The organism is Streptomyces sp. NPDC104367 (assembly GCF_055583825.1).
In genome coordinates, this window is the sequence record NZ_JBVJND010000022.1 from 123,226 (window position 1) to 148,671 (window position 25,446).

Sequence of the window (25,446 nt, forward strand, 5' to 3'; positions counted from 1 at the left end):
GTCATGCGCAAGTCCGCCAGATACGGCACCCTGGCCGCCGCAGGCCTGCTCGCCCTCTCCTCCCTCACCGCCTGCGCCAACGACGCGTCGAGCACGGCCGCCACCGGCTCCGGCGCCAAGAGCGACGGCAAGGGCACCAAGGTCAAGATCATGGTCGGTGGCCTGGACAAGGTCATCTACCTGCCGGCGATGCTCACCCAGCGGCTCGGTTACTTCGACGCCGAGGGCCTGAACGTGGAACTGCTGACCGAACCGGCCGGTGTGCAGGCCGAGACGGCGCTGGTCGCCGGGCAGGTGCAGGGGACGGTCGGCTTCTACGACCACACGCTGGACCTCCAGACCAAGGGCAAGGCGGTGGAATCCGTCGTGCAGTTCTCGCGGGCGCCCGGCGAGGTGGAGATCGTGTCCACCAAGGCGGCCGGTGACATCGGCTCGCCCAAGGACTTCAAGGGCAAGAAGCTCGGCATCACCAGCCTCGGGTCGTCGACCGACTTCCTCACCAAGTACCTCGCCGTCAAGAACGGGGTGAAGGTCAACGAGTTCTCGCCGGTCGCCGTCGGCGCGGGCGCGACGTTCATCTCGGCGCTCCAGCAGGGCTCCATCGACGGCGGCATGACGACCGATCCGACCGTCGCGACCATCCTGGACAAGAAGGCCGGCAAGATCCTGCTGGACATGCGGACACCGGAGGGCTCCCAGGAGGCGCTCGGCGGCCCGTACCCGTCGTCGAGCCTCTACATGCAGACGGACTGGGTCAACAGCCACAAGGACACCGTCCAGAAGCTGGCCAACGCGTTCGTCAGGACGCTCAAGTGGATGACCACGCACAGCGCCGCCGAGATCGCCGCCAAGATGCCGGCCGACTACGCCCAGGGCGACAAGGCCCTCTACACGCAGGCCATCAAGAGCACGCTGCCCATGTTCACCGACGACGGTGTGATGCCCGAGAACGGTCCGGAGACCGTGGAGAAGGTGCTCAAGGCCTTCAACACGAACATCCAGAACGCCGACGTCGACCTGGACAAGACGTACACGACGGAGTTCGTCGAGGCCGCCGAGTAGGACGTCTCAGCCGCGGGGCGCCCACACGTAACGGTGTTCGGGGCGGCCCGCGTCGCCGTACCTGAGGGTCAGCCGGGCCCTGCCGGTGCGCTCCAGGAGCTTCAGATAGCGCTGGGCGGTCTGCCGGCTCACGCCGGTCCGCCCGGCGAGCTCCTGGGCCGACAGCGGACCCCCGGCGTTCATCAGCGCCTGCCGCACCAGGTCGGCGGTGGTGGGGGAGTGCCCCTTGGGCAGCCCGGGCTCGGACGGCGCGGACAGGGCGCCGAAGATGCGGTCCACCTGGGCCTGTTCGGCCTCGCCGCCGCCGTCCAGGGTGCGCCGCAGCCGCGCGTACGCCTCCAGCTTGGCCCGCAGCCCCGCGAACGCGAACGGCTTCACCAGGTACTGCAGCACGCCCTGGCGCATCGCCGCCTGCACGGTCGACACGTCCCGGGCCGCCGTCACCATGATCACGTCGGTCTGGTGGCCGCGCCGGCGCATCTCCCGGACCACCGCGAGACCCGTGGCGTCGGGCAGGTGGTGGTCCATGAGGACCAGGTCCAGCCGGGGGAGCGACTCCAGCCGGCGCAGCGCCTCGGCCGCGTCGTGGGCCTCGCCTGCCACGCGGAAGCCGGGCACCTTCTCGACGTAGGCGGCGTTGACCCGGGCCACCCGGATGTCGTCGTCCACGACCAGGACCTCGATCACCGCGACTCCTCCTCACCCGACACGAACCCCGACACGAACCCCGACCCCGGCCCTTGTACCGACCTCGCGACCGGCACCGACCCCGGCACCGACCCCGGTGTCGGCTGGGCCGCCGGGTCCAGTCCGGCTTCGGTCAGTGCCTCGGGGAGTGCGACCGTGAACTGCGCGCCCCCGCCGTCCGCCTCGGCCACGGTCGCGCTGCCGCCCTGCCGTTCCGCCAGCCTGCGCACCAGGGAGAGCCCGATGCCCCGCTTGCCGTGCGCGGGCGGCTTCTTCGTGGACCACCCGTCGGTGAAGACCAGCTCGCGCTGGTCCGCCGGAATCCCGGGCCCGGTGTCGCGCACCCCGAGCACGACCGCGCGCCCCTCGGCACGCAACTCGACCTCCACGCGCGCGTGCGGGGTGCCGGCGACCGCGTCCAGCGCGTTGTCCACCAGGTTGCCCACGACCGTGACCAGGCCCCGGGGGTCGATCAGCCGGTCCGGGAGCCGGGTGCGGTCCGAGATCCACAGGGCGACCCCGCGCTCGGCCGCGACGGTCGCCTTGCCGACCAGCAGGGCGGCCAGCAGCGGGTCCTGGATCTTCTCCGTGACCTGCTCGGCGGTGACCCGGTGGTCGCCGACCACCTCGCCGACGAACTCCACGGCGTCGTCGTACATCTCCAGTTCCAGCAGCCCGAGCAGGGTGTGCATGCGGTTGGCGTGCTCGTGGTCCTGGGCGCGCAGGGCGTCGATCAGGCCGCGCGTGGAGTCGAGTTCGCGGCCGAGCTGCTCCAGCTCGGTGCGGTCGCGCAGGGTCGCCACGGCGCCGCCGTCGTCGGTCGGCATGCGGTTGGCGACCAGGACCCGCTGGCCGCGCACGGTGAGCAGATCGGTGCCGGTCACCCGCCCGGCCAGCACGTCGGTCGTACGGCCTTCGCCGAGCGCCTCGTCCGGGGGCAGGCCGACGGCCTCGTCGCCGATGCCCAGCAGCCGCCTCGCCTCGTCGTTGAGCAGGCGGATACGGCCGCCGCGGTCCAGGGCGACGACGCCCTCGCGGATGCCGTGCAGCATCGCCTCGCGCTCCGAGAGCAGCGCCGAGATGTCGGAGAAGGCCAGGTCACGGGTCTGCCGCTGGACCCGCCTGGAGATCAGCCAGGCGGCCAGCGCGCCGACCGCGAGCGCGCCGCCGGCGTACGCGAACAGCCCCGGGATCACGCTCAGCAGCCGGGCCCGGACACTGTCGTAGGCGATGCCGACCGAGACCGCCCCGATGATGTCGTGCGCCGAGTCGTACAGCGGCACCTTGCCGCGCGCGGAGCGTCCGAGGGTGCCGTCGTCGATCTGCATGACCTCCTTGCCGGCCAGCGCCTCCCTGGGGTCGGTCGAGACATGGCGGCCGATCTCCGAGGGCGTGGTGTGGGACCAGCGGAATCCCCGCCGGTCCATCACCACGATGTACTCGGCGTGGGTGGCCCTGCGGATCCGCTCGGCCTCCTTCTGCACCGGTCCGTGCACGCTGGGCTCGGTGGTCAGCACGCCCTCGGCGATCTGCGGGTCCTGCGCGGTGGTCTGCGCGATCGCCAGCGCCCGGCGCATGGCCTCCTGGTCCAGCTGCTTGCTCAGCGGCGCGAGGAAGAGCCCGGTCGCGAGCACCGCCACCCCCGCGGCGATCGCCAGCTGCATCAGCAGGACCTGCGAGAACACCTTCCGGGGCAGCCGGGGGCGCAGACGACGTACGGGGGGCGTGCGGCTCATGGCCACGACGGTACGTGCGCGGGCGCGCCGCCCTTAAGGGGGTGTGGCGCGGATCTCCCGACGGCTCCCGCGGGTACGGGATCAGCCGGCGAGCGCCGTCGCCGTCCGCAGCTCCCGCAGCGACACCACGTCCATCCGGGCCGGCGAACCCAGCACCGACACCCCGCAGCTCTCCGGGCGGGCCGGCAGGGAGGCGCCCTGGGTCACGCACACGCGCCAGTGGCGGCCGTCGGTGTGGGCGACGGTGACCTCCCAGTGCGGGGCCGCGCCCTCGGTCCGTACGACGCTCAGGACGCCCGCCGCGTACTCGCGGGCCGCCTCGCGCACCGCCAGTTCGGCCGCCTGGCCGGGCCGTTCCCAGGCGGAGCACCCGCGGCAGCCCTCCAGCACCACGCGGCCCTCCTGGATGCCGTGCAGGACCTCCTTGACGGCGTGCGCCTCGGCGCGGCCGTACGCGTAGCCGTACGGCAGCACGAGCAGGGTCGGTGAGAAGCGGTGGCCGCCGAGGTGGGTGACCTCCCAGGTGCCGTGCACACCGGACGCGGCCAGCTCGGCGGCGAGCGGGCGGCCGAGCAGGGCGCAGCAGCGGTCCCGCTTGCCGTTGGTGCAGACGAGCGCGAGCGGGCCGTCTGAGTGCGGCCGGCCGCCGAGCGCCGTGCCGAACGAGCGGTGGTCGCCCGCGCCGAGCGCGGCGAAGTCGAGGCCGAGCAGCTGCCGAGGGTCGCGGGTGGTGGCGCCGTGCAGCCAGGCCCGGCCGGGGACCGTGTGGGCCGCGTACACCTGGCGTACGGCGGGGGTGCCCGGGTCGGCGTGCCGGCCGGGGCGCCGGATGAGCGCGACGCGGACGCCGGTGCCCTGGGCGGCGGTTTCCAGGGCACGGCCGAGGACGGGGTCCAGATGGCTCGAAGTGAGCGCCTTGGCACCCCACGGGCCGGACTGTTCCAGCAGCAGCCACGTCGTCGCGGTGGCGGCGGTGCCGGAAACGGGCTCGTCGAGCATCCGGGAGACGGTTGCACACCTACTCACGCAGGTGAGCCTAACCTGACTTCGGCCGCGGTGAATTCCGGACTGGTCCGTTCGGGGTCGGGTCGGGGCCGGTTCGCGGTTCGTGTCGGGGCTCGGAGAAGGCTCTGAGGGGGCTCTGAGGGGGCTCGGACGAGGTCCGGAGAAGGCTCGGAGGGGGCTCGGGCGGGGCTTCGGCGCGGCTACTCCGGCAGCGGTCGCGGCGGCTTCGGGCCGATGTAGTGGCCGCTGGGGCGCATGCGCAGCGGCCGTTCGCCGTACTCCTCCAGGGCGTGCGCGATCCAGCCCGCCGTCCGGGCGACGGCGAAGACCGTCTCGCCCGCGGTGGCGGGCATCCCGCAGGAGGCGGTGAACACGGCCAGCGCCAGGTCGACGTTGGCGTGCAGCGGGGCGTGCCGGGCGGTCGTGGCGACCACGTCGCGGGCCGCCAGCAGCACGGGCTCGGCGCCCCGGACCTCCTCCAGGAGGGCGAACAGGACACGCGCGCGTGGGTCCTCGCCCCGGTAGATCCGGTGGCCGAGCCCGGGAATGCGGCGGCCCGCGCGGAGTTCGTCCGCGACGACCGGGACGGCGGTGCCCCGGTCGACGACGTCGAGCAGCATCTTGTGGGCGAGGCCGCCGGCGGCGCCGTGCAGGGGGCCCTCCAGGACGCCGAGTCCGGCCGACACCGCCGCGTAGGCGTGGGCGCGGGCCGAGGCGGCGACCCGGACGGCGAGCGTGGAGGCGGCCAGGTCGTGGTCGGCGAGCAGGGCGAGCGCCGTGTCGAGCACCCGCAGGGCCGCGTCGTCCGGGTCGCGGTCGGTCAGCCGGTGCCACAGCCGCAGGGCGAGCGGCCCGTCGTCCGGCCGCCCCCGCCGCCGGAGCGGCAGGGCGGCGACGAGGGTGGGGATCAGTGCGCGCGCCGTGCCGAGGACGGCCTCCTCGGAGAGGTCGAAACGCAGCGGGTCCTCGGCGGCCGCGGCGATCGTCGCGACCCGCAGGCGGTCGGTGGGGGAGGTGTGCTCCGGCAGGGCGTCGACGACCCGGCGGGCGACGGCGACTGCGGCCTCCGGCGCGGTGAAGGTCACGCCGCGGTTCAGCCGACCGGTCCAGAGCCACTCGGCCACCTCCTCGTAGGAGTGCCGCGCGGCCAGCTCGGTGGCGTCGACACCGCGGAAGAAGTACCGGTCCCCGTCGATCAACGTGATCCGGGTGCGCACCGACAGCTCACCGCCCGAGCCCGGACTCCCGGCCGCCTCCCGCCTGTTGCGCCGGGCGAGCGCCGCCACCTCCGCGGCGTCGAACGTGCTGGCCCGGCCTCCGGGCTCCCGCCTGCTGCCGAGCTGGCCCCGGCTCACGTAGGCGTACACGGTCTCGGGCTTCACGCCGAGCAACTCGGCGGTCTCCTTGGTGCTCAGCCGCCGCTCGGGGCCGCCGGGAGCGGCGTCGTGATCGCGCATGCGCGTCACGGTAACCGGGACCCCGCCCCTGCGTGAACGCCGGCCGGTCCACCATCGGCCGCACCGGTTTCGAATCCTTGAGCACTGCGCACCCGGCAGTGCGCGGGGACTTCACACGGAGACGGACGGCGCGTGGTTGCCCGCCGTGTTCCCGGGTGTTCCCGGGTGTTTCCGGGGCGAATTCGTGGGTCTCGGCCCAGGAGTGTCCTACGTGGTCCGAATTAACGTTTCGCGGGTGATCGGGCATAGGCGCGGAATACCGTCCCGGCGGTCTTCCCGAGAAGACTTCGGGCCGGTCGAATGGCGGTCGCCGCGCAATTGTCCTCGCAGCTCCCGGGACACCCGGTGGCTCCGTCCGGAAACGCTGGTGCGGCGAGGCCCGGAACCGGTCTGGTGCCGGGCCTGGCAAGGCGTACCGTCAAGCGAGGACCGGGTCTGTGCTGCTTGACGGAAGGCCCCGTGGCTGCGCGGAGGGTGTGCGGTGGGGCCGTCGGGGAGCGAACCGGGCTGGTCCGGCTCCCGGGGAATCAGGCGTCGGGAATGTCGGCCCTGGCGCGGAGCAAGGTCTCACGGCTGATGACGACAATGCGTTCGTAGTCGGCCCGTGCCGCGTCGGCCGGTAGTTCGCCGTCCAGTGCGTCGGTCGCCTCTGTCCCGATGACGGCGAAGTTCCCGTCACTGAGTTCGAAAATGTCGGGGCAGGTCTCGCCTGTCACGCTGCCGCGTTCACGGGGAGATGCACCGATGCGGCGCACGATTTTCAAAGGTGATCCCGGTCCTCTGAGCAGTAGGAAATGGGGCGAGGGTCAGGTTAGCCTGCCGCCTCTCCCGATATCCGGGAACCCGGGTTCGACTCGGCCCGCTACTCCGGCTCGGGGGGTTCGCCCACGACCCACCACTGCTCGGTGTCCGCCTCGTCCAGATCCCGGACGATCCTGTCCATCATCCGGCCCACGCGCGCCTCCTCGGACTCCGGGTCCAGGCTCTCGCGGTGGTGCCGGGTGGCCTTCCAGTAGTCCCGGAACAGAGCACTCTGACAGAGCACCCGAAGGTGGCCGTGCAGCTCCCGCCAGTTGACGTTCCCCACGTGGTAGGTCCGCAGCGCGTTGATGTAGAGCGCGTTCGCGAAGAGGTACTGGCGCCGTATCCGAGGACGGTCCTTCGGCGGTACGGCGGCCAGGTCGACCGTGCTCATCACCGCGGCGAGTTCCGGATCGTCGATGGCCCTGCTGAGCAGCTCGAAGTGCATACGCTGCTGCTCCACCCGCAGCCGCAGCGCCTGTTGCCGGCGCTGTTGCGCCAGGACCAGCGCGAGTCCTCCCGCGGCGCAGGCGAACCCTGCCGCGGCCGCGGCGCCCAGCGCACGCGTCCCCCGGCTCTGTGTGGCCATGTCAACCCCCGATTCAGGCGGCCGTCCGCCGGTCGTCGGTGTGCGGATCGACTGGTGGGGACCGGCGAGCGGTGGGCGGCGCTTGCCGTCTCCCAGGGTGCCGAGCCGTGCGTTCGGCGGGGAGGCGGAGAAGAGGCGCACGGGGGGAAGGCAGGGTCGCACGACCCCGGCGCATCGCCGGACGTCTGCCCCGCGCGGACGTCGGCAATCGCCCGGCTCCCGGGCTTTCGGCCCACTCGTATCCTGGGGGCCGCACACCCGCACCCGTCCGCACACCCGTCCCCGATCGCGTCCCTACAGCCGTCCCCGAGTGCGTCCGCGCGCCCGTCCCCGTCCGAGTCGGCGCACTCGTCCGAGTCGGCGCATCCGTCCCCGTCCGAGTCCGCACACCCGTCCGAGTCGGCACACCCGTCCCCGCCCCCGTCCCCGTCCCCGTCCGCGCGCCGGTGCGCGTGTCCGTGTCAGAGAGGCCGTCCGTTGGAGCACCACCGCAGTCCGCAGCAGATCCCGGTCGTCGTGCTCGCCGGATTCCTGGGCTCCGGGAAGACCACGCTCCTCAACCACCTGCTGCACCGCGGCGGGGGCAGCCGGATCGGGGCGATCGTCAACGACTTCGGGGCCATCGAGATCGACGCGATGGCGGTGGCCGGCGCCCTCGGCGACTCGACCGTCTCGCTCGGCAACGGCTGCCTGTGCTGCGCCGTCGACGCCGGCGAACTGGACGAGTACCTGGAGCGGCTCGCCAACCCGGCCACCGGGATCGACGTCATCGTCATCGAGGCCAGCGGACTCGCCGAACCCCAGGAACTCGTCCGGATGCTGCTCGCCAGCGAGCACCCCGGCATCGTCTACGGCGGCCTCGTCGAGGTCGTCGACGCAGCCGAGTTCGACGGCACGCGCGCCCGGCACCCCGAGATCGACCGCCACCTCGCCCTCGCCGACCTGGTCGTCGTCAACAAGCTCGACCGGGCCGGGGACGGCGGTGCGCGCGTCCTGGACCTCGTGCGGTCGCTCACCGACCGCGGCGCGGCCGTCGTCCCCGCCACCTACGGCCGTGTCGACCCCGAGTTCCTCTTCGACTGCCGGCCCAGCGAGGAGCGCCTCGGCCAGCTGTCCTTCGACGACCTCCACGACCACGGCGCGGACGGCGCGAACGGCGCGCACGAGGGACATCTGCACGCCGGCTACGACAGCGTCTCCTTCGTCTCCGCGCCGCCCCTCGACCCGCGCCGCCTGATGACCTTCCTCGACAGCCGCCCCGAGGGGCTCTACCGGATCAAGGGACACGTCGACTTCGGGCCCTACGACACCGGCAACCGGTACGCCGTGCACGCCGTCGGGCGGTTCCTGCGCTTCTACCCGGAGCCCTGGAGCGAGGCCGACGAGCGGCTCAGCCGGCTCGTCCTGATCGGCTCCGGCATCGACGCCCCCGCCCTCCGCAAGGAGCTGGAGGCCTGCACGAACGACGCCCCACACACCGACGAACACGGCATGTGGGGCGTCCTGCGCTACGTACAGGGCCTCGCGGAGGGCCCCGACGAGGAGTACGAGGCCTAGACCGGGCCCGCCACCACCCACACCGTCTTCTGGAGCGAGACACCGGAGCCGTCGCGGCGCGGGTCGATCTCCGGGAGTTCGGCCGGGGTGCCGTTCTTCTGGGCCGCCTTGGCCGGGACCGGGCCCGCCCAGGCGAAGGACAGGCAGTCCTCGCCCTTGAGGAGGCGCTGGCAGCGGACGCCGCCGGTGGCGCGGCCCTTGCGCGGGTACTGGTCGAAGGGGGTCAGTTTGGCCGTCGTCTGCACCGAGTCGTCGAGCGTGCCGCGTGAGCCGGCCACCGTGAAGACCACCGCGTCGGCCGCCGGGTCCACCGCCGTGAAGGAGATGACCTTTGCGCCGTCGACGAGCTTGATGCCCGCCATACCGCCCGCCGGGCGGCCCTGCGGACGCACCTGGGAGGCCTGGTAGCGCAGCAGTTGCGCGTCGTCGGTGATGAAGACCAGGTCCTCCTCGCCGGTGCGCAGCTCCACCGCGCCGACGATCCGGTCGCCCTCCTTGAGCGTGATGACCTCCAACTCGTCCTTGTTGGACGGGTAGTCGGGCACCACACGCTTGACCACGCCCTGTTCCGTGCCGAGCGCCAGGCCCGGCGACGACTCGTCCAGCGTGATCAGGCAGACCGCCGTCTCGTCGTCCGCCAGGGAGAGGAACTCGGACAGCGGCGCGCCGCCCGCCAGGTTCGGGGCGGTCGCCGTCTCCGGGAGCTGCGGCAGGTCGACCACGTTGACGCGCAGCAGCCGGCCCGCCGAGGTGACCGCGCCGACCTCGCCGCGCGCGGTCGCCGGGACCGCCGAGACGATCACGTCGTGCTTGGCACGCCGGCCGTCGGCGTCCTCCGGGAACGGCTCGCCGTTCATGGTGCGGGCCAGCAGGCCGGTCGAGGACAGCAGCACCCGGCACGGGTCGTCGGCCACCTGGAGCGGCACCGCGGTCGCCGCGGCCCCCGAGGACGCCAGCAGGACCGTACGCCGCTCGGTGCCGAACTTCTTCGCGACCGCGGCCAGTTCGGCCGAGACCAGCTTGCGCAGTTCCGCGTCCGACTCCAGGATCCGGGTCAGCTCGGCGATCTCCGAGGTGAGCTTCTCCCGCTCCGCCTCCAGCTCGATACGGTCGAACCGGGTGAGGCGGCGCAGCGGGGTGTCCAGGATGTACTGGGTCTGGATCTCCGACAGCGAGAAGCGCTCCATCAGGCGCTGCTTGGCCTCGGCGCTGTTGTCGCTGGAGCGGATCAGCCGGATGACCTCGTCGATGTCGACCAGGGCGGTCAGCAGACCCTCGACCAGGTGCAGCCGGTCCCGGCGCTTGGTGCGGCGGAACTCGCTGCGCCGGCGGACCACCTCGAAGCGGTGGTCGAGGTAGACCTCCAGCAGCTCCTTGAGGCCCAGGGTGAGCGGCTGGCCGTCCACCAGCGCCACGTTGTTGATGCCGAAGGACTCCTCCATCGGCGTCAGCTTGTAGAGCTGCTCCAGGACCGCCTCCGGCACGAAGCCGTTCTTGATCTCGACGACCAGACGCAGCCCGTGCTCGCGGTCGGTGAGGTCCTTGACGTCGGCGATGCCCTGGAGCTTCTTGGCGTTGACCAGGTCCTTGATCTTGCCGATGACCTTCTCGGGGCCGACCGTGAAGGGCAGTTCGGTGATGACCAGGCCCTTGCGGCGGGCCGTCACCGTCTCCACCGCCACCGTGGCCCGGATCTTGAAGGTGCCGCGGCCCGTCTCGTACGCGTCCCGGACGCCGTCCAGGCCGACGATCCGGCCGCCGGTCGGCAGGTCGGGGCCCGGGACGTACTTCATCAGCGTGTCCAGGTCCGCGTTCGGATAGCGGATCAGGTGGCGGGCGGCCGCGACGACCTCGCCGAGGTTGTGCGGCGGCATGTTCGTCGCCATGCCGACCGCGATGCCCGAGGAGCCGTTCACCAGCAGGTTGGGGAAGGCGGCGGGCAGCGCCACCGGCTCCTGCTCCTGGCCGTCGTAGTTGGGCGCGAAGTCGACCGTGTCCTCGTCGATCGACTCGGTCATCAGGCTGGTCGCCTCGGCCATCCGGCACTCGGTGTACCGCATGGCGGCCGGCGGGTCGTCGTTGCCCAGCGAACCGAAGTTGCCGTGGCCGTCGACCAGCGGGACGCGCATCGAGAACGGCTGCGCCATGCGCACCAGCGCGTCGTAGATCGACGCGTCGCCGTGCGGGTGCAGCTTGCCCATCACCTCGCCGACCACACGCGCGCACTTCACGTAGCCGCGCTCGGGGCGCAGCCCCATCTCGTTCATCTGGTAGACGATGCGGCGGTGCACCGGCTTGAGGCCGTCGCGGGCGTCCGGCAGGGCGCGTGAGTAGATCACCGAGTACGCGTACTCGAGGTAGGAGCCGCGCATCTCGTCCACGACGTCGATATCGAGGATTCTCTCCTCGAACGAGTCGTCGGGCGGCGGGGTCTTCGTGCTGCGGCGGGCCATCGCTGCCGGCTCCTTGCTCAAGCGTGAAGGGATCTGACGCGGACCATTGTGGACCGCGACACTGACAACCCGGGCCAGGACCCGGTCTCCGCGGCCCGCCCCGGTGCCGATGAGGCGTTCGGGAACGGGTGGGACGCAGGCTACGCGATCCGCTCTGGGCGTATGTCGTGCGGGAACTTCGCCGGGTCCCCGCACGCTTGCATACAGTGGCAGGACCGGCAGAAAAACCGCGGTTCGAGACCGCTTCCGCGAGCGAAGGGACGTACATGCCCATGGGTCACACGACCACGGCCGAGACAGGCTCCGGAGGCCTGACAGCGACCGAGCACCGCTTGGCCAACGGTCTGCGCGTGGTGCTCTCCGAGGACCACCTGACCCCGGTCGCGGCGGTCTGCCTCTGGTACGACGTCGGTTCCCGGCACGAAGTCAAGGGCCGCACCGGCCTGGCTCACCTTTTCGAGCACCTGATGTTCCAGGGCTCCGCCCAGGTCAAGGGCAACGGCCACTTCGAGCTGGTGCAGGGCGCCGGCGGTTCGCTCAACGGCACCACCAGCTTCGAGCGCACCAACTACTTCGAGACCATGCCCGCCCACCAGCTGGAGCTCGCCCTCTGGCTGGAGGCCGACCGGATGGGCTCCCTGCTCGCCGCCCTGGACGACGAGTCGATGGAGAACCAGCGCGACGTCGTCAAGAACGAGCGCCGCCAGCGCTACGACAACGTGCCCTACGGCACCGCGTTCGAGAAGCTGACCGCCCTCGCCTATCCGGAGGGCCACCCCTACCACCACACGCCGATCGGCTCGATGGCCGACCTGGACGCGGCCACCCTGGAGGACGCCCGCGCGTTCTTCCGGACGTACTACGCGCCCAACAACGCCGTCCTGTCGGTCGTCGGCGACATCGACCCGCAGCAGGCGCTGGCCTGGGTCGAGAAGTACTTCGGCTCCATCCCGGCGCACGACGGCAAGCCCGCCCCGCGCGACGGCTCGCTGCCCGAGACCATGGGAGGGCAGCTGCGCGAGGTCGTCGTGGAGGAGGTCCCCGCGCGGGCGCTGATGGCCGCCTACCGGCTCCCGGAGGACGGCACGCGCGCGTCCGACGCGGCCGACCTCGCCCTCACCGTCCTCGGCGGCGGCGAGTCCTCCCGGCTCTACAACCGCCTGGTGCGGCGCGACCGTACGGCCGTCGCGGCCGGCTTCGGCCTGCTGCGCCTGGCCGGCGCGCCCTCCCTGGGCTGGCTGGACGTGAAGACCTCCGGTGATGTCGAGGTGCCGGTCATCGAGACCGCCATCGACGAGGAGCTCGCCCGGTTCGCCGAGGAGGGCCCCACGCCCGAGGAGATGGAGCGCGCCCAGGCCCAGTTGGAGCGCGAGTGGCTGGACCGGCTCGGCACCGTCGCGGGCCGCGCCGACGAACTGTGCCGCTTCGCCGTCCTGTTCGGCGACCCGCAGCTCGCCCTGACCGCCGTCCAGCGCGTCCTGACGGTCACCCCCGAGGAGGTCCAGGAGATCGCCAAGGCGCGGCTGCGCCCCGACAACCGCGCGGTGCTCGTCTACGAACCCAAGTCCCCGGAGACGGCCCCGGACGCCGACGTGCCCGAGGACCCCGAGGCCGAGGCCACGGTCGAAGCCGGCGACAACGACGAGGAGACGGCCAAGTGACCGAGCTCGCCAGCATGGACTTCCACCCGCAGCCCCAGCCGGGCGACGCCAGGCCCTGGGCCTTCCCCGCGCCCGAGCGCGGCACCCTGGACAACGGCCTGACCGTGCTCCGCTGCCACCGCCCCGGCCAGCAGGTCGTCGCCGTCGAGGTGCTGGTGGACGCGCCCCTGGACGCCGAACCGGCCGGCCTGGACGGCGTCGCCACCATCATGGCGCGCGCGTTCTCGGAGGGCACCGACAAGCACTCCGCCGAGGAGTTCGCCGCCGAACTGGAGCGCGCCGGCGCCACCCTCGACGCCCACGCCGACCACCCCTGCGTCCGCGTCAGCCTGGAGGTCCCGGCCTCCCGTCTGGCCAAGGGCCTCGGACTGCTCTCCGACGCGCTGCGGGCGCCCGCGTTCGCCGACAGCGAGGTCGAGCGGCTGGTCCGCAACCGCCTCGACGAGATCCCGCACGAGCAGGCCAACCCCAGCCGCCGGGCCGCCAAGCAGCTCTACAAGGAGCTGTTCCCGGCCACCGCGCGGATGTCCCGCCCCCGCCAGGGCACCGAGGAGACGGTCGAGAAGATCGACGCGGCCGCCGTCCGCGCGTTCTACGACCGGCACGTCCGCCCCGCGACCGCCACCGCGGTCGTCGTCGGCGACCTCACCGGCATCGACCTCGACGAACTGCTCGGCGAGACCCTGGGCGCCTGGCGCGGCACCACCGCCGAGCCCCGGCCGGTCCCGCCGGTCACCGCCGACGACACCGGCCGGGTCGTCGTCGTGGACCGTCCCGGAGCCGTCCAGACGCAGCTGCTCATCGGCCGCGTCGGCCCCGACCGGCACGACCGCGTCTGGCCCGCCCAGGTGCTCGGCACCTACTGCCTGGGCGGCACCCTCACCTCCCGCCTGGACCGCGTCCTGCGCGAGGAGAAGGGCTACACCTACGGCGTCCGCTCCTTCGGGCAGGTGCTGCGCTCCGCCCCCGACGGCAGCGGCGCCTCCCTGCTGGCCATCAGCGGCTCCGTGGACACCCCGAACACCGGTCCCGCGCTCCAGGACCTGTGGACGGTGCTGCGCACCCTCGCCGCCGAGGGCCTCACCGACGCCGAGCGCGACATCGCCGTGCAGAACCTGGTCGGTGTGGCGCCGCTCAAGTACGAGACGGCGGCCGCCGTCGCGGGCACCCTGGCCGACCAGGTCGAGCAGCACCTGCCCGACGACTTCCAGGCGACCCTCTACCGGCAGCTCGCCGCCACCGGCACCGTGGAGGCCACCGCGGCCGTGGTCAACGCCTTCTCGGTGGACCGGCTGGTGACCGTCCTCGTCGGGGACGCGGCGCAGATCAAGGAGCCCGTCGAGGCGCTCGGGATCGGCGAAGTCACGGTCGTCGCCGCCGAGTAACCGGGCGGGCGGCACACGCGCGTGGAGCGGCCCTGGTGACCGGGATGTCACCAGGGCCGCCGAATGTCCGAATTGGGGCGGAGGTTGCCTGTCTGCCCTGTGGGATGCGCTACAAAAACCCGGATCCGTTTGGGTATGGAAAGCGCGCCCTCGTAGGTTCTTCCGGGCTGTCCGTCATGCAGTGCGCCGCAACCGCGGCACCGGACAGTCATCGCCGAGTCCCCGTACGGCGCGAGCCAGGGGAGCCGGGGACCCACACGTCCCTGGGGTGAATCGGGCGCCCGCGCGAGCCGCGAGGGGGTCCGTAGGAGACCTTCCTGCTCCGAACCCGTCAGCTAACCCGGTAGGCGAGAGGGAAGGAAAGGACCAGCCTCTACATGGCGTTCATGTGCGCCTCCGGGAAGCACCGTCGTCCCGGCCGGGTGAAGCGCACCGGCGCGCAGGCCGCCGGCATCGCGGCCCTCACCACCACCGGTGTCATCGGCACCGTCTCCGCGGCCCCGGCCCTCGCCGCCGAGAACTCCGTCGAGCAGACCGGCCTCACCCCGGTCATCACGGTCAGCGACTCGGTGGTCGAGCAGATCGACGCCCAGGCCGTCACGCAGAAGGCCGAGGCCGAGCGCGAGGCGGCCCTGGAGGCCGCCCGCAAGGAGGCCGCGGCCAGGGCGAAGGAGGCGCACGAGGCCAAGGCGCGCGCCGCCCGGGCGGCCGAGCGCGAGCGCCTCAACGCCTTCGTCGCACCGATCTCGGGCTCCTACGTCTCCACCGGCTACAAGACCGGCGGCTCCCTGTGGTCCTCCGGCACCCACACCGGCATCGACTTCCACGCCGCCACCGGCACGGCCGTGCACGCCGTCGGCACCGGCACGGTCGTCTCCACCGGCTGGGGCGGGGCGTACGGCAACCAGATCGTCATCAAGATGGCCGACGGCATGTACACCCAGTACGGCCACCTGTCGTCCATCGGCGTCTCGGTGGGCCAGCAGGTCACCCCGGGCCAGCAGATCGGCCTCTCCGGCGCCACCGGCAACGTGACGGGCCCACACCTCCACTTCGAGGCCCGTACGACCGCGGAGTACGGCTCCGACGTCGACCCGGTCGCCTACCTCCGCAAGCACGGTGTGAACGTCTGACGACATACGGCCAGATCTTCACAAGCCCCGGCTCCCGAGCCGGGGCTTTCGCCGTTTTCGTGCCCCCGCTGTCCAAAATATATCCCTGGATTCCGGCCCCCCGTCGGAAATTCCGGCTCATTGCAATAGAGTCACGGAACGGACGCCACTCGGCGGCTTTTCTCGGGGATTAAGGCGGAGGTCGGTCATGCGTATTCCGGCGCACTCGGTATGCACGGCGATCCGGGACGACATCGTCGCGGGTGTCTACGAGCGAGGCGGCCGGCTCACCGAGGAACTGCTGGCCCGCCGCTACGGCGTCTCGCGCGTCCCCGTCCGCGAGGCCCTGCGCACCCTGGAGGCCGAGGGCTTCGTGGTGACGCGCCGGCACGCGGGCGCGTGCGTCGCCGAGCCGACCGAGCAGGAGGCGGCCGACCTGCTGGAGATGCGGATGCTCCTGGAGCCGCTGGGCGCCGCACGGGCCGCCCAGCGGCGCACCGAGGCCCACCTCAAGGTGCTGCGCGGGCTGGTCAGGCTGGGCCAGGAGCGGTCCCGCAGGGGCAACAGCGAGGATCTGCGCTCGCTGGGCGGCTGGTTCCACGAGACGCTCGCCCAGGCCTCCGGCAGCCACGCCCTGACCTCGACCCTCACCCAGCTGCGGCACAAGATCGCCTGGATGTACGCGGCCGACGCGCCCGCCAACCCCGTGGAGTCCTGGGCCGAGCACGGCGCCATCGTGGACGCGGTGGCGCGCGGCGACGGCGAGCGCGCACGGGCGATCACCGCGCTGCACACCGAGCGCGTGACGGCCGCCCACCGGCTGCGGTTCTCGGGCGGGGCCGACCGGGCGAACGGTGTGAGGACTTCGCAACCTCCCGTAAACATGTCGGGCCTGCGGCATTAACACGAGCGCCGTATACAAAGAGATGTTATTCAGCGGAGCCGTATTTCCGCTGCCCTTATTCGCGCGCGCCGGGAATTTCCGGTGGCGCGCTATTGGTGTGCCTGGTGCAAATGGTGCGGGGCGTGCGGAACGCCTCGCCGCGCACGCCGGAGCCGAGGCGGGGCAAATTTCCGGGGCGGAAAACGGCGAGGCCGCGCCGCCCCGTTCGGGTGCGGCGCGGCCTCGGCCCTGACGTGCGGGCGGCGCTGTGTCGCTCAGACGGTCTCGGGGAGCTCCTCGAGACCCTCGGCGACCAGCTTGGCCAGGCGGTCGAGGGCGGCGTCGGAGCCCTCGGCGTCGGAGGCGAGGACGATCTCCTCGCCGCCCTGGGCGCCCAGGCCCAGGACAGCCAGCATGGAGGCCGCGTTGACAGGGTTGCCCCCGGCCTTGGCGATCGTCACCGGGACGCCTGCGGCCGTGGCGGCTCGGACGAAGATGGAAGCGGGGCGGGCGTGGAGGCCCTCGGCCCAGCCGACGTTGACGCGGCGCTCAGCCATGTGATGCTGCCCTTCGGTTTTCAGGGTTGTCTAGACCAGTTTCCCATAACGTGAAGCATCCCCGGAGCGGACACGGATGCCCTCCGGGTGTGTCGTCGGACCGCGGCCTCGGCCCGACTTCCGTCCTCCACAGACTGCCTCGCGCCGTTGTCGGACGCGAGCCGTACTCTGGGGCCCATGCAGACCCCGGCGGACCGGCAGGACCGGCACGAGTACCCCGCCCACTGGGAGGCGGACGTGGTACTGCGCGACGGTGGCACCGCGCGCGTCCGGCCCATCACCGTCGATGACGCCGACCGCCTGGTCAGCTTCTACGAGCAGGTCTCGGACGAGTCGAAGTACTACCGCTTCTTCGCGCCCTACCCCAGGCTCTCCGCCAAGGACGTCCACCGCTTCACGCACCACGACTTTGTGGACAGGGTGGGACTCGCGGCCACCATCGGCGGCGAGTTCATCGCCACCGTACGCTATGACCGCATTGGCGCCGACGGCATGCCCGCGTCGGCCCCCGCCGACGAGGCCGAGGTCGCCTTCCTCGTCCAGGACGCCCACCAGGGCCGCGGTGTCGCCTCCGCTCTCCTGGAGCACATCGCCGCCGTCGCGCGCGAGCGCGGCATCCGCCGGTTCGCCGCCGAGGTGCTGCCCGCCAACTCCAAGATGATCAAGGTGTTCACGGACGCCGGCTACACCCAGCAGCGCAGCTTCGAGGACGGCGTGGTCCGGCTGGAGTTCGACCTGGAGCCCACCGACCGCTCCCTCGCGGTCCAGCGCGCCCGCGAACAGCGCGCGGAGGCCCGCTCGGTACGACGGCTGCTCGCCCCCGGCGCGGTCGCGGTGGTTGGCGTCGGCCGCGCGCCCGGCGGCGTCGGCCGCAGCGTCCTCGGCAACCTCCGGGACGCCGGCTTCACCGGCCGCCTGCACGCCGTGAACCGGGCCTTCCCGCAGGACCTCAAGGAGGTCGACGGGGTGCCCGCGCACCGCTCCGTGCGGGACATCGACGGACCGGTCGACCTCGCCGTGGTCGCCGTCCCCGCCGAGCACGTCCCCTCCGTCGTCACGGACTGCGGCGAGCACGGCGTCCAGGGGCTCGTCGTCCTGTCCGCCGGATACGCCGAGAGCGGCCCGGACGGCCGCGAGCGCCAGCGCGAACTGGTCCGGCACGCGCGCACGTACGGCATGCGGATCATCGGCCCCAACGCCTTCGGCGTCATCAACACCGCCGCCGACGTCCGGCTGAACGCCTCCCTCGCGCCCGAGATGCCGCGCCCCGGCCGCATCGGCCTGTTCGCCCAGTCCGGCGCCATCGGGATCGCCCTGCTGTCCCGGCTGCACCGGCGGGGCGGCGGCGTCACCGGGACCACGGGCGTGTCCACGTTCGTCTCGTCGGGCAACCGCGCGGACGTCTCCGGCAACGACGTCCTCCAGTACTGGTACGACGACCCCGAGACCGACGTCGTCCTCATGTACCTGGAGTCCATCGGCAACCCGCGCAAGTTCACGCGCCTCGCGCGGCGGACGGCGGCGGCCAAGCCCCTGGTCGTCGTGCAGGGCGCCGGGTCCGCGCCGCAGGGGCACGCGGTACGGGCGACGCGGCTGCCGCACGCCACGGTGTCCGCGCTGCTGCGGCAGGCCGGGGTGATCCGCGTCGACACCATCACCGAGCTGGTCGACGCGGGGCTGCTGCTCGCGCGCCAGCCGCTGCCGGCCGGGCCGCGCGTGACGATCCTCGGCAACTCGGAGTCGCTGGGGCTGCTGACGTACGACCGGTGCCTGGCCGAGGGGCTGCGGCCCGCGCCGCCGCTGGACCTGACGACGGGGGCGACCGCGCAGGAGTTCCACGGCGCGCTGGCCGCCGCGCTCGCGGACGACTCCTGCGACGCGGTGATCGTGACGGCCATACCGGCGATCGGGGAGGGCCCGGTCGGGGACGCGGAACTGGCGGAGGCGCTGCGGTCGGCCGCGGAGCGGGTCCCGGGCAAGCCGGTCCTCGTGGTGCACGTGGAGCTCGGCGGGCTCGCGGAGGCGCTGTCTGCCGCGGGCCGTACCGCACCGCAGGCGGGCGCGACGGCACCCGCCACCGGAGGCGGCGCCCAGCTCCCCCCGCTCCCCGCCTCGCCCGAACGGGGTGACCCCCCTCGCCCCGCCCCGGCGGCGGGACCCGCCCAGGCACCGCCCGCCGCCGGCACCGGAACCGCGAAGCCCTCCCCTGTCCACCCCTGCTCCCGCCTCATCCCCGCCTACCCCGCCGCCGAGCGCGCCGTCCGCGCCCTCGCCGAGGCGGTGAGGTACGGGCAGTGGCGGCGGGAGGCGGCCGAGCCCGGGAAGGTGCCGGAGTACGAGGACATCGACGAGAAGGGGGCCGCGGAGCTGATCGGCTCCCTGCTGGAGCGGGGTGAGGGGCTCACCCTCGGCGTCGAGGAGACCTGCGCGCTGCTCGGCAGGTACGGCATCGACGTGCACCGCGCGCTGCCCGCCCGCACCCCCGACGCCGCCGTGGAAGCCGCCCGCGACCTCGGCTACCCCGTCGCCCTCAAGGCCACCGCACCTCATCTGCGGCACCGCGCCGACCTGGGCGGCGTCCGCCTCGACCTGGCCGACGAGGAGCAACTGCGCCGCGCGTACGCCGAGTTGTCGGAGCTGTTCGGGCCGCCCCAGGAACTGCGCCCGGTGGTGCAGCGGATGGCGCCCCGGGGCGTCGACACCGTCGTACGGGCCGTGATCGACCCGGCGGCCGGGGCCGTGCTGTCGTTCGGGCTCGCCGGGGCCGCCTCGCAGCTGCTCGGCGACATGGCGCACCGGCTGGTTCCGGTCACCGACCGGGACGCGACCTCGCTGCTGCGGTCGATCCGGACCGCGCCCCTGCTGTTCGGCTGGCGCGGGGCCGCCCCCGTGGACACGCCCGCTCTGGAGGAGCTGCTGCTGCGGGTCTCCCGGCTGGTCGACGACCACCCCGAGGTGGTCGCGGTCACGCTGGAACCGGTCGTGGTCGCCCCGCGCGGCGTGAGCGTCCTCGGTGCCACCGTCCGCCTCGCGCCCCCGCCGGCCCGTGACGACCTGGGCCCGCGGACCCTGCCCGCCTACTGAGACGAACGTCCGCCGCGGCCGACGGCGTTCGAGGTGGGTGCCCGCTCCTGGCCCGGGCCCCCTTGACCACGGATTAAGATGGACGCCATGGCCAAGACCAGTACGACGACCCAGGGGCTGCGCGTCGCGATCGAGCGCAGCGGCTACTACCCGGCCCTCGTGGCCGAGGCGGTGGAGGCCGCTGTGGGCGGGGAGCCGATCCGGTCGTACCTGGTCCACCAGGAGACCACGTTCGACCAGAACGAGGTGCGGCGGCACGTGACCGTGCTCGTCCTCACCGGCAACCGCTTCATCGTCAGCCACACCGACGAGCAGGCCGCCGACAGCACCTCCCCGACGCCGTACGCCACCACCTCGACCGAGTCGGTCAAGCTCGGCCGGATCTCGTCGGTCGTGGTCAGCCGGGTCGTCGCCAACCCCGAGCAGTACACCCCGGGCACCCTGCCCCGCGAGATCGTGCTGACCATCGGCTGGGGCGCCGTCTCCCGCATCGACCTGGAGCCCGCCGCCTGCGGCGACCCCAACTGCGAGGCCGACCACGGCTACACGGGCAGCTCCACCGCCGACGACCTCAGCCTGCGCGTCAGCGAGGCCGGGGACGGCCCGGAGACGGTGCGCCAGGCGCTCGTCTTCGCCCAGGCCATCTCCGAGGCGACCGCGGACGTCACGCGCTGATGGCGTACGCCGCCTGGGACCACCCCGAACCCCTCGCCCTCGGCTCCGCGCCGCTGCCCGAGTACGGCAGCGGCTCCCTCGCCGACCTGCTGCCCACCCTGGCCGCGGGCATGGCCGTACCCGGCATGACCGCGTCGATCACGGAACTGACCGCCGCCGACCGTAACTGCGTCTTCCTGATCGACGGGCTGGGCTGGGAGCAGATCAAGGCCCACCCGGCCGAGGCGCCCTTCCTGACCTCGCTGCTCGGCAGCTCGCGCGGCGGCACGGGACGGCCGATCACCGCCGGCTACCCGGCGACCACCGCGACCTCGCTCGCCTCCGTCGGCACCGGCCTGCCGCCCGGCGCGCACGGCCTGCCCGGCTACACGGTCCGCAACCCGGCCACCCGCCAGCTGATGAACCAGCTGCGCTGGCAGCCCTGGTCCGACCCGGCCGCCTGGCAGCCGTACCCCACCGTCTTCCAGCTCGCCCAGGCCGCGGGCGTGCACTGCGCCCAGGTGTCCTCCCCGGCCTTCCAGAACACCCCGCTCACCAAGGTCGCGCTCAGCGGCGGAACGTTTCACGGGCGGCTGACCGGCGAGGAGCGCATGGACCTCGCGGCGCAGCAACTGGCCGCCGCGGACCGCTCCCTGGTCTACACGTACTACGCCGAGCTCGACGGCGCCGGGCACCGCTACGGCGTCGACTCCGACACCTGGCGCGGCCAGCTGATGCACGTCGACCGGCTCGTCCAGCGGCTCGCCGAGCAGCTCCCGGCACGCAGCGCGCTCTACGTCACCGCCGACCACGGCATGGTCGACATCCCGTTCGACGAGCAGCACCGGATCGACTTCGACGAGGACTGGGAGCTGCGGGCCGGCGTCGCGCTGCTGGGCGGCGAGGGCCGGGCCCGGCACGTGTACGCGGTGCCGGGCGCCGAGGGCGACGTCCTGACCTGCTGGCGCGAGGTGCTCGGCGAACAGTTCTGGGTGGCCTCGCGGGACGAGGCGATCGAGACCGGCTGGTTCGGCCCGCCGGACCGGTTCGACGAGCGGGTGTACGAGCGCATCGGCGACGTGGTCGCCGCCGCCCACGACGACGTCCTGCTCATCGCCTCCGAGCGGGAGCCCAAGGAGTCGGCGATGGTCGGCAACCACGGCTCGATGACCCCCGCCGAACAGCTGGTGCCGCTGCTCGAAGTACGCTCCTGAAACCCTGTCCCACGCTTCGCCGAAAGGTGCTCAACTCCTCATGCCCGAGCTGGTGTTCTTCTCCGGAACGATGGACTGCGGGAAGTCGACCCTGGCTCTGCAGATCGAGCACAACCGGTCGGCCCGCGGTCTCGTCGGCATGATCTTCAGCCGCGACGACCGCGCCGGCCACGGCAAGCTGTCCTCCCGGCTCGGCCTGGTCACCGACGCCGTGGAGGTCGAGGACGAGCAGGACCTGTACGCCTACCTGGTCGACCACCTCTCCCAGGGCGGTCGCGCCGACTACGTCATCGCCGACGAGGCGCAGTTCCTCGCGCCGGAGCAGATCGACCAGCTCGCGCGCGTGGTGGACGACCTGGGCCTGGACGTCTACGCCTTCGGCATCACCACCGACTTCCGCTCCAAGCTGTTCCCCGGCTCCCAGCGGCTGGTGGAGCTGGCCGACCGGGTCGAGGTGCTCCAGGTGGAGGCCCTGTGCTGGTGCGGAGCCCGCGCCACCCACAACGCCCGCACCGTCGGCGGCGAGATGGTCGTCGAGGGCGCCCAGGTGGTCGTCGGAGACGTCAACGAGGCGGCCGGGAAGGTCGGTTACGAGGTGCTGTGCCGGCGCCACCACCGGCGCCGGATGACCGCCGCCTCGGCCCGCGCGGCGGCCCTCTCCCCGGACGTCCTGCCGGTGGCCTCCGGCTGACCCCTCAGAACGCCCCGGGCGACAGGGACAGCTCAGCCCAGATGCACTTCCCGTCCCGGGTGTGACGGGTGCCCCACCGCTGGGCGACCGAGGCGACCAGCTGGAGACCGCGTCCGCCCTCGTCCGTCTCCGAGGTGCGCCGGATCCGGGGAGTCGTCAGGCTCCCGTCGGAGACCTCGCAGATCAGGCTGTCGCTGTACAGCAGCCGCAGCCGCACCGGCCCCTTGGCATGCCGGACCACGTTCCCGATCAGCTCGCTGACCACGAGCTCGGCCGCCATGGCCAGCTCGTCCAGGCCCCAGCGGGACAGCTGCTCCCGGACGTGCTCCCGGGCCTGCCCGGCCGCCCGCGGGTCCTCGGGCAGCGGCCAGGACGCCATCCGCTCGGGGGCCAGCATGTGCAGACGGGCGACGAGCAGGGCCGCGTCGTCGGGCGCGCTGGGCTGCTCACGGGGCAGCAGCCGGGCCGTGATCCGGTCGCAGAGCCGCTCCAGGTCGTCGAGGTCGGTGCTCCGCAGCAGGTCCGCCAGTTCGGCCATGCCCGCGTCGAGTTCGCGGTCCGGGGACTCCAGCAGCCCGTCGCTGTACAGCACCAGCACACTCCCGTCCCCGAGCCGCAGGTCGACGGTCTGGAAGGGCGGTCCGGCCGCGCCGAGCGGCGGGTCGGGGGAGAGCTCGGGGAAGTACACCGAACCGTCCGGCTCGACCACGGCGGGCGGCGGATGACCGGTCACCGCGAGGGTGCACACCCCCGTGGTGGCGTCGTGGAGCGCGTACAGACAGGTGGCGAACGAGTCCTCGCCCAGCTCGCTGACCACCTGGTTGAGCCGGCTCATCACCTCGTCGGGCGCCAGCTCCAGGTCGGCCAGGGTGTGGACGGCGGTGCGCAGCCGGCCCATGGTGGCCGCCTCCGACAGACCGTGGCCCATCACGTCACCGACGACCAGCACCACGCGGCCGCCGGACAGCGGGATCACGTCGTACCAGTCGCCGCCCACCTCGGCGCCCTCCGCGGCGGGCAGATAGCGCGCGGCCGTGGTGCACTCCGGCAGCTCGGGCAGGTGCCGGGGGAGCAGGCCGCGCTGCAGTTCCTGGCAGCGGGTGTACTCCGCGTCGTAGAGCCGGGCGCGTTCGAGCGCGTGGGCGACCAGGGCGCTGATCGCGGTCAGCAGCGTCCGCTCCTCGGGGGCCAGGTCGCGCGGCCGGTCGAAGGAGATCGTGCAGACGGCGAAGGTGCGCCCGGAGGCGGTCAGCGGCAGGAACGCCCAGGCCTGCTTCCCGGCCAGGCCCGGCCGCCCGGCGTGCTCGGGGTAGCGCTCGGCGTACTCCCGCGTCGACGGGATGAACAGCGGCGCGCCGGTCAGGACCGCCTCCGCGATCGGACCGTCCGCCCCGATCTCCCGGTCGTCGATCGCGTCGAGCATCGCCCGCGGGTAGCCCATGGACCCGACGACGTGCGACTTGCCGGCCTCTATGGCGATCACGCCCAGTCCGGACGCGTCGAACAGCGGGAGCACCCCCTCGGCGATCGCGTTCACGACGTCCTGCGACGTCATCGCCTTGGCGAGCGCCGTGGTCAGGCCGGCGATCTGGGCCGCCCGCTCGGCGGCGGCACGCGCGGCGGCCTCCTGCTCCGCCTCGCGCTGCCGCCGCTCGGTGACGTCCGTCAGATAGAGGGTGAGCCCGGACGGCCCCGGGACCAGCCGCAGGAAGTGCGAGCGGCCGGGCGCCATCCGCACATCGAGCCCGGTGGGCTCCGCGGCGGCGGCCGCCGCCCGGAACCGGTCCTCCAGGTCCGGCACCTTCCGCACCGCGGGCAGCCCCCACAGGACGCGCCCGATCAGTTCCTCCTCGGGCAGCCCGAAGGTGCGCTCGGCCTCGCGGTTGACGAAGACGATCCGCCAGTCGTCGTCCACCAGCACGAAACCGTCGCTCATCAGGCGCAGCGCACGGCCCAGCGCGTCCCGGGCGCTGCGGGTCGCGCCGCTGTCCCACACCATGCCCACCACGCGCACCGGCTCGCCGCCCTCGTCGCACAGCACCGAGCCACGGGCCTGGTTCCAGCTGTAGCCGCCGTCCGGCTGGCGCATCCGGTACTCGGCCTCGTAGCCGGTGCGGTCGCGGATCGCCCGCTCCATGGCGGCCAGGGCGGACGCCAGGTCGTCGGGGTGGGTCAGCTTGATCCAGCTCTCCACCCGGGACTCGTAGTCGTCCGGGAGCGCGCCGAAGACGGCGACGGCCGCGTCCGCCCAGTCCAGTTCACCGGTCCGCAGATCCCACTCCCAGGTACCGACCGACACCCGCTTCAGCGCCTGCCGGAGCCGCTCCGCGCCCAGCTCCTCCCGCGGCGGCCGGGCCCGCGGCCGGGCCTCCCGGACGAACTCCCCGATCCAGTCGGCCACGGCACGCAGATACGCCCACTGCCGCGCCGTCGGTTCCCCGTCGGCGTCCGTGAGCAGGGTGAGCGCGCCGACGGCGCGGTCCCCGCTGAAGAACGGCACGGAGGCCAGGCCGGTACCGGGCCAGGCCGCGGCGGCCGGTCCGGGCGACTCTCCGGAGCCCGCCGGCACCCAGGCCGGACGGCCCTCGCGCACCGCCCGCGCCGGCCCGGTCCCGCCCTCCTCGGAGACCAGCTCCCAGGCCAGGGTCAGGGCCGGCGGCAGCCCCGCCGACGACACCAGCCGCAGCGTCGACGTCGGGCCGCGCAGATGGATGGCGCCCCCCAGAGCCCGCAGCTCCGCCGCCGCGTGGTGCAGGCCCAGTCGAAAGACGTCGCTCTCGCCGATCCCGCGCTCAGTGCTCGCCAGCAGGGCGAGACGCGCATGCGCGCCCATGGCGCCGAGCGTACCCCGCGAGGCG

General features: G+C 73.0%; 19 protein-coding genes and 1 riboswitch. Of the genes, 10 read left to right on the forward strand and 9 right to left on the reverse strand.

Annotated features, from left to right (window positions below):
• Window positions 1-3: 3 nt before the first annotated feature.
• A complete protein-coding gene (locus ACZ619_RS29710) occupies window positions 4-1,062 on the forward strand; it encodes an ABC transporter substrate-binding protein (protein WP_469605235.1) in 1,059 nt (352 codons plus the stop codon).
• 6 nt (window positions 1,063-1,068) lie between these two features.
• On the opposite strand, the gene ACZ619_RS29715 is transcribed toward ACZ619_RS29710, so the two are convergent.
• The 6 genes from ACZ619_RS29715 to ACZ619_RS29740 all read right to left on the reverse strand — a co-directional run bounded on the left by ACZ619_RS29715 (window position 1,069) and on the right by ACZ619_RS29740 (window position 7,337).
• Window positions 1,069-1,749 carry a response regulator gene (locus ACZ619_RS29715; protein ID WP_469605237.1) on the reverse strand — a complete coding sequence of 227 codons (681 nt, stop codon included), beginning with the start codon at window positions 1,747-1,749 and terminating at the stop codon, window positions 1,069-1,071.
• Window positions 1,746-3,485, reverse strand: coding sequence for an ATP-binding protein (locus tag ACZ619_RS29720; RefSeq protein WP_469605239.1), 1,740 nt, complete (start codon window positions 3,483-3,485; stop codon window positions 1,746-1,748). Before ACZ619_RS29720 ends, ACZ619_RS29715 begins: the two co-directional genes overlap by 4 nt.
• Before the next feature lie 81 nt (window positions 3,486-3,566).
• Complete coding sequence (locus ACZ619_RS29725) at window positions 3,567-4,511, reverse strand: sucrase ferredoxin (RefSeq protein WP_469605241.1); 945 nt, start codon at window positions 4,509-4,511, stop codon at window positions 3,567-3,569.
• A 179-nt stretch (window positions 4,512-4,690) separates the two neighbouring features.
• The gene (locus tag ACZ619_RS29730) at window positions 4,691-5,947 is read right to left on the reverse strand and encodes a citrate/2-methylcitrate synthase (protein WP_469605244.1); all 1,257 of its coding nucleotides are present in this window, start codon (window positions 5,945-5,947) and stop codon (window positions 4,691-4,693) included.
• 527 nt (window positions 5,948-6,474) lie between these two features.
• A complete protein-coding gene (locus ACZ619_RS29735) occupies window positions 6,475-6,711 on the reverse strand; it encodes a hypothetical protein (RefSeq protein WP_469605246.1) in 237 nt (78 codons plus the stop codon).
• A 98-nt stretch (window positions 6,712-6,809) separates the two neighbouring features.
• Window positions 6,810-7,337 carry a DUF6082 family protein gene (locus ACZ619_RS29740; RefSeq protein ID WP_469605249.1) on the reverse strand — a complete coding sequence of 176 codons (528 nt, stop codon included), beginning with the start codon at window positions 7,335-7,337 and terminating at the stop codon, window positions 6,810-6,812.
• Window positions 7,338-7,814: 477 nt separating this feature from the next.
• Here ACZ619_RS29740 and ACZ619_RS29745 point away from each other — a divergent pair, with 477 nt between their 5' ends.
• Complete coding sequence (locus tag ACZ619_RS29745) at window positions 7,815-8,894, forward strand: CobW family GTP-binding protein (protein WP_469605250.1); 1,080 nt, start codon at window positions 7,815-7,817, stop codon at window positions 8,892-8,894.
• Here ACZ619_RS29745 and ACZ619_RS29750 read toward each other — a convergent pair.
• Entirely contained in the window at window positions 8,891-11,347 is a 2,457-nt protein-coding gene (locus ACZ619_RS29750; protein ID WP_469605253.1) for a DNA gyrase/topoisomerase IV subunit A, read from the reverse strand. The two genes, ACZ619_RS29745 and ACZ619_RS29750, sit on opposite strands and share 4 nt — an antisense overlap.
• A gap of 266 nt (window positions 11,348-11,613) precedes the next feature.
• On the opposite strand from ACZ619_RS29750, the gene ACZ619_RS29755 reads away from it, so the two are divergent.
• The 4 genes from ACZ619_RS29755 to ACZ619_RS29770 all read left to right on the forward strand — a co-directional run bounded on the left by ACZ619_RS29755 (window position 11,614) and on the right by ACZ619_RS29770 (window position 16,409).
• Window positions 11,614-13,008, forward strand: coding sequence for a M16 family metallopeptidase (locus tag ACZ619_RS29755; RefSeq protein ID WP_469605256.1), 1,395 nt, complete (start codon window positions 11,614-11,616; stop codon window positions 13,006-13,008).
• Window positions 13,005-14,393, forward strand: coding sequence for a M16 family metallopeptidase (locus tag ACZ619_RS29760; RefSeq protein WP_469605258.1), 1,389 nt, complete (start codon window positions 13,005-13,007; stop codon window positions 14,391-14,393). The genes ACZ619_RS29755 and ACZ619_RS29760 overlap by 4 nt, the downstream gene beginning before the upstream one ends.
• Before the next feature lie 202 nt (window positions 14,394-14,595).
• Window positions 14,596-14,758, forward strand: a riboswitch (cyclic di-AMP (ydaO/yuaA leader).
• Between the two features lie 12 nt (window positions 14,759-14,770).
• On the forward strand, window positions 14,771-15,526 hold the full coding sequence (locus ACZ619_RS29765; RefSeq protein ID WP_469605261.1) for a M23 family metallopeptidase: 756 nt from the start codon (window positions 14,771-14,773) through the stop codon (window positions 15,524-15,526).
• 187 nt (window positions 15,527-15,713) lie between these two features.
• Window positions 15,714-16,409, forward strand: coding sequence for a GntR family transcriptional regulator (locus ACZ619_RS29770; RefSeq protein WP_469605263.1), 696 nt, complete (start codon window positions 15,714-15,716; stop codon window positions 16,407-16,409).
• A gap of 254 nt (window positions 16,410-16,663) precedes the next feature.
• Here ACZ619_RS29770 and ACZ619_RS29775 read toward each other — a convergent pair whose 3' ends face one another.
• Window positions 16,664-16,945, reverse strand: coding sequence for an HPr family phosphocarrier protein (locus ACZ619_RS29775; RefSeq protein WP_469605266.1), 282 nt, complete (start codon window positions 16,943-16,945; stop codon window positions 16,664-16,666).
• Between the two features lie 177 nt (window positions 16,946-17,122).
• Between ACZ619_RS29775 and ACZ619_RS29780 the strand changes: the two genes are divergently transcribed.
• From ACZ619_RS29780 to ACZ619_RS29795, 4 genes are all read left to right on the forward strand, one after another.
• Window positions 17,123-20,029 (forward strand): bifunctional acetate--CoA ligase family protein/GNAT family N-acetyltransferase, encoded by a 2,907-nt coding sequence (locus ACZ619_RS29780; RefSeq protein ID WP_469605269.1) that lies wholly within the window; start codon window positions 17,123-17,125, stop codon window positions 20,027-20,029.
• Window positions 20,030-20,116: 87 nt separating this feature from the next.
• Window positions 20,117-20,704 (forward strand): DUF5998 family protein, encoded by a 588-nt coding sequence (locus ACZ619_RS29785; protein WP_469605271.1) that lies wholly within the window; start codon window positions 20,117-20,119, stop codon window positions 20,702-20,704.
• Window positions 20,704-21,897 (forward strand): alkaline phosphatase family protein, encoded by a 1,194-nt coding sequence (locus ACZ619_RS29790; protein WP_469605274.1) that lies wholly within the window; start codon window positions 20,704-20,706, stop codon window positions 21,895-21,897. Before ACZ619_RS29785 ends, ACZ619_RS29790 begins: the two co-directional genes overlap by 1 nt.
• Window positions 21,898-21,937: 40 nt before the next feature.
• A complete protein-coding gene (locus ACZ619_RS29795; RefSeq protein WP_469605276.1) occupies window positions 21,938-22,588 on the forward strand; it encodes a thymidine kinase in 651 nt (216 codons plus the stop codon).
• A gap of 4 nt (window positions 22,589-22,592) precedes the next feature.
• Here ACZ619_RS29795 and ACZ619_RS29800 read toward each other — a convergent pair whose 3' ends face one another.
• The gene (locus ACZ619_RS29800) at window positions 22,593-25,421 is read right to left on the reverse strand and encodes a SpoIIE family protein phosphatase (RefSeq protein WP_469605279.1); all 2,829 of its coding nucleotides are present in this window, start codon (window positions 25,419-25,421) and stop codon (window positions 22,593-22,595) included.
• Window positions 25,422-25,446: the final 25 nt, after the last annotated feature.

What these genes read in the sequence shown, in the direction of transcription:
- ACZ619_RS29765 (WP_469605261.1), top strand. Translation starts at nt 14,771, where the DNA reads ATGGCGTTCATGTGCGCCTCCGGGAAGCACCGTCGTCCCGGCCGGGTG.
- ACZ619_RS29710 (WP_469605235.1), top strand. Translation starts at nt 4, where the DNA reads ATGCGCAAGTCCGCCAGATACGGCACCCTGGCCGCCGCAGGCCTGCTC.
- ACZ619_RS29780 (WP_469605269.1), top strand. Translation starts at nt 17,123, where the DNA reads ATGCAGACCCCGGCGGACCGGCAGGACCGGCACGAGTACCCCGCCCAC.
- ACZ619_RS29785 (WP_469605271.1), top strand. Translation starts at nt 20,117, where the DNA reads ATGGCCAAGACCAGTACGACGACCCAGGGGCTGCGCGTCGCGATCGAG.
- ACZ619_RS29720 (WP_469605239.1), bottom strand. Translation starts at nt 3,485, where the DNA reads ATGAGCCGCACGCCCCCCGTACGTCGTCTGCGCCCCCGGCTGCCCCGG.
- ACZ619_RS29730 (WP_469605244.1), bottom strand. Translation starts at nt 5,947, where the DNA reads ATGCGCGATCACGACGCCGCTCCCGGCGGCCCCGAGCGGCGGCTGAGC.
- ACZ619_RS29795 (WP_469605276.1), top strand. Translation starts at nt 21,938, where the DNA reads ATGCCCGAGCTGGTGTTCTTCTCCGGAACGATGGACTGCGGGAAGTCG.
- ACZ619_RS29800 (WP_469605279.1), bottom strand. Translation starts at nt 25,421, where the DNA reads ATGGGCGCGCATGCGCGTCTCGCCCTGCTGGCGAGCACTGAGCGCGGG.
- ACZ619_RS29755 (WP_469605256.1), top strand. Translation starts at nt 11,614, where the DNA reads ATGCCCATGGGTCACACGACCACGGCCGAGACAGGCTCCGGAGGCCTG.
- ACZ619_RS29740 (WP_469605249.1), bottom strand. Translation starts at nt 7,337, where the DNA reads ATGGCCACACAGAGCCGGGGGACGCGTGCGCTGGGCGCCGCGGCCGCG.
- ACZ619_RS29775 (WP_469605266.1), bottom strand. Translation starts at nt 16,945, where the DNA reads ATGGCTGAGCGCCGCGTCAACGTCGGCTGGGCCGAGGGCCTCCACGCC.
- ACZ619_RS29790 (WP_469605274.1), top strand. Translation starts at nt 20,704, where the DNA reads ATGGCGTACGCCGCCTGGGACCACCCCGAACCCCTCGCCCTCGGCTCC.
- ACZ619_RS29770 (WP_469605263.1), top strand. Translation starts at nt 15,714, where the DNA reads ATGCGTATTCCGGCGCACTCGGTATGCACGGCGATCCGGGACGACATC.
- ACZ619_RS29750 (WP_469605253.1), bottom strand. Translation starts at nt 11,347, where the DNA reads ATGGCCCGCCGCAGCACGAAGACCCCGCCGCCCGACGACTCGTTCGAG.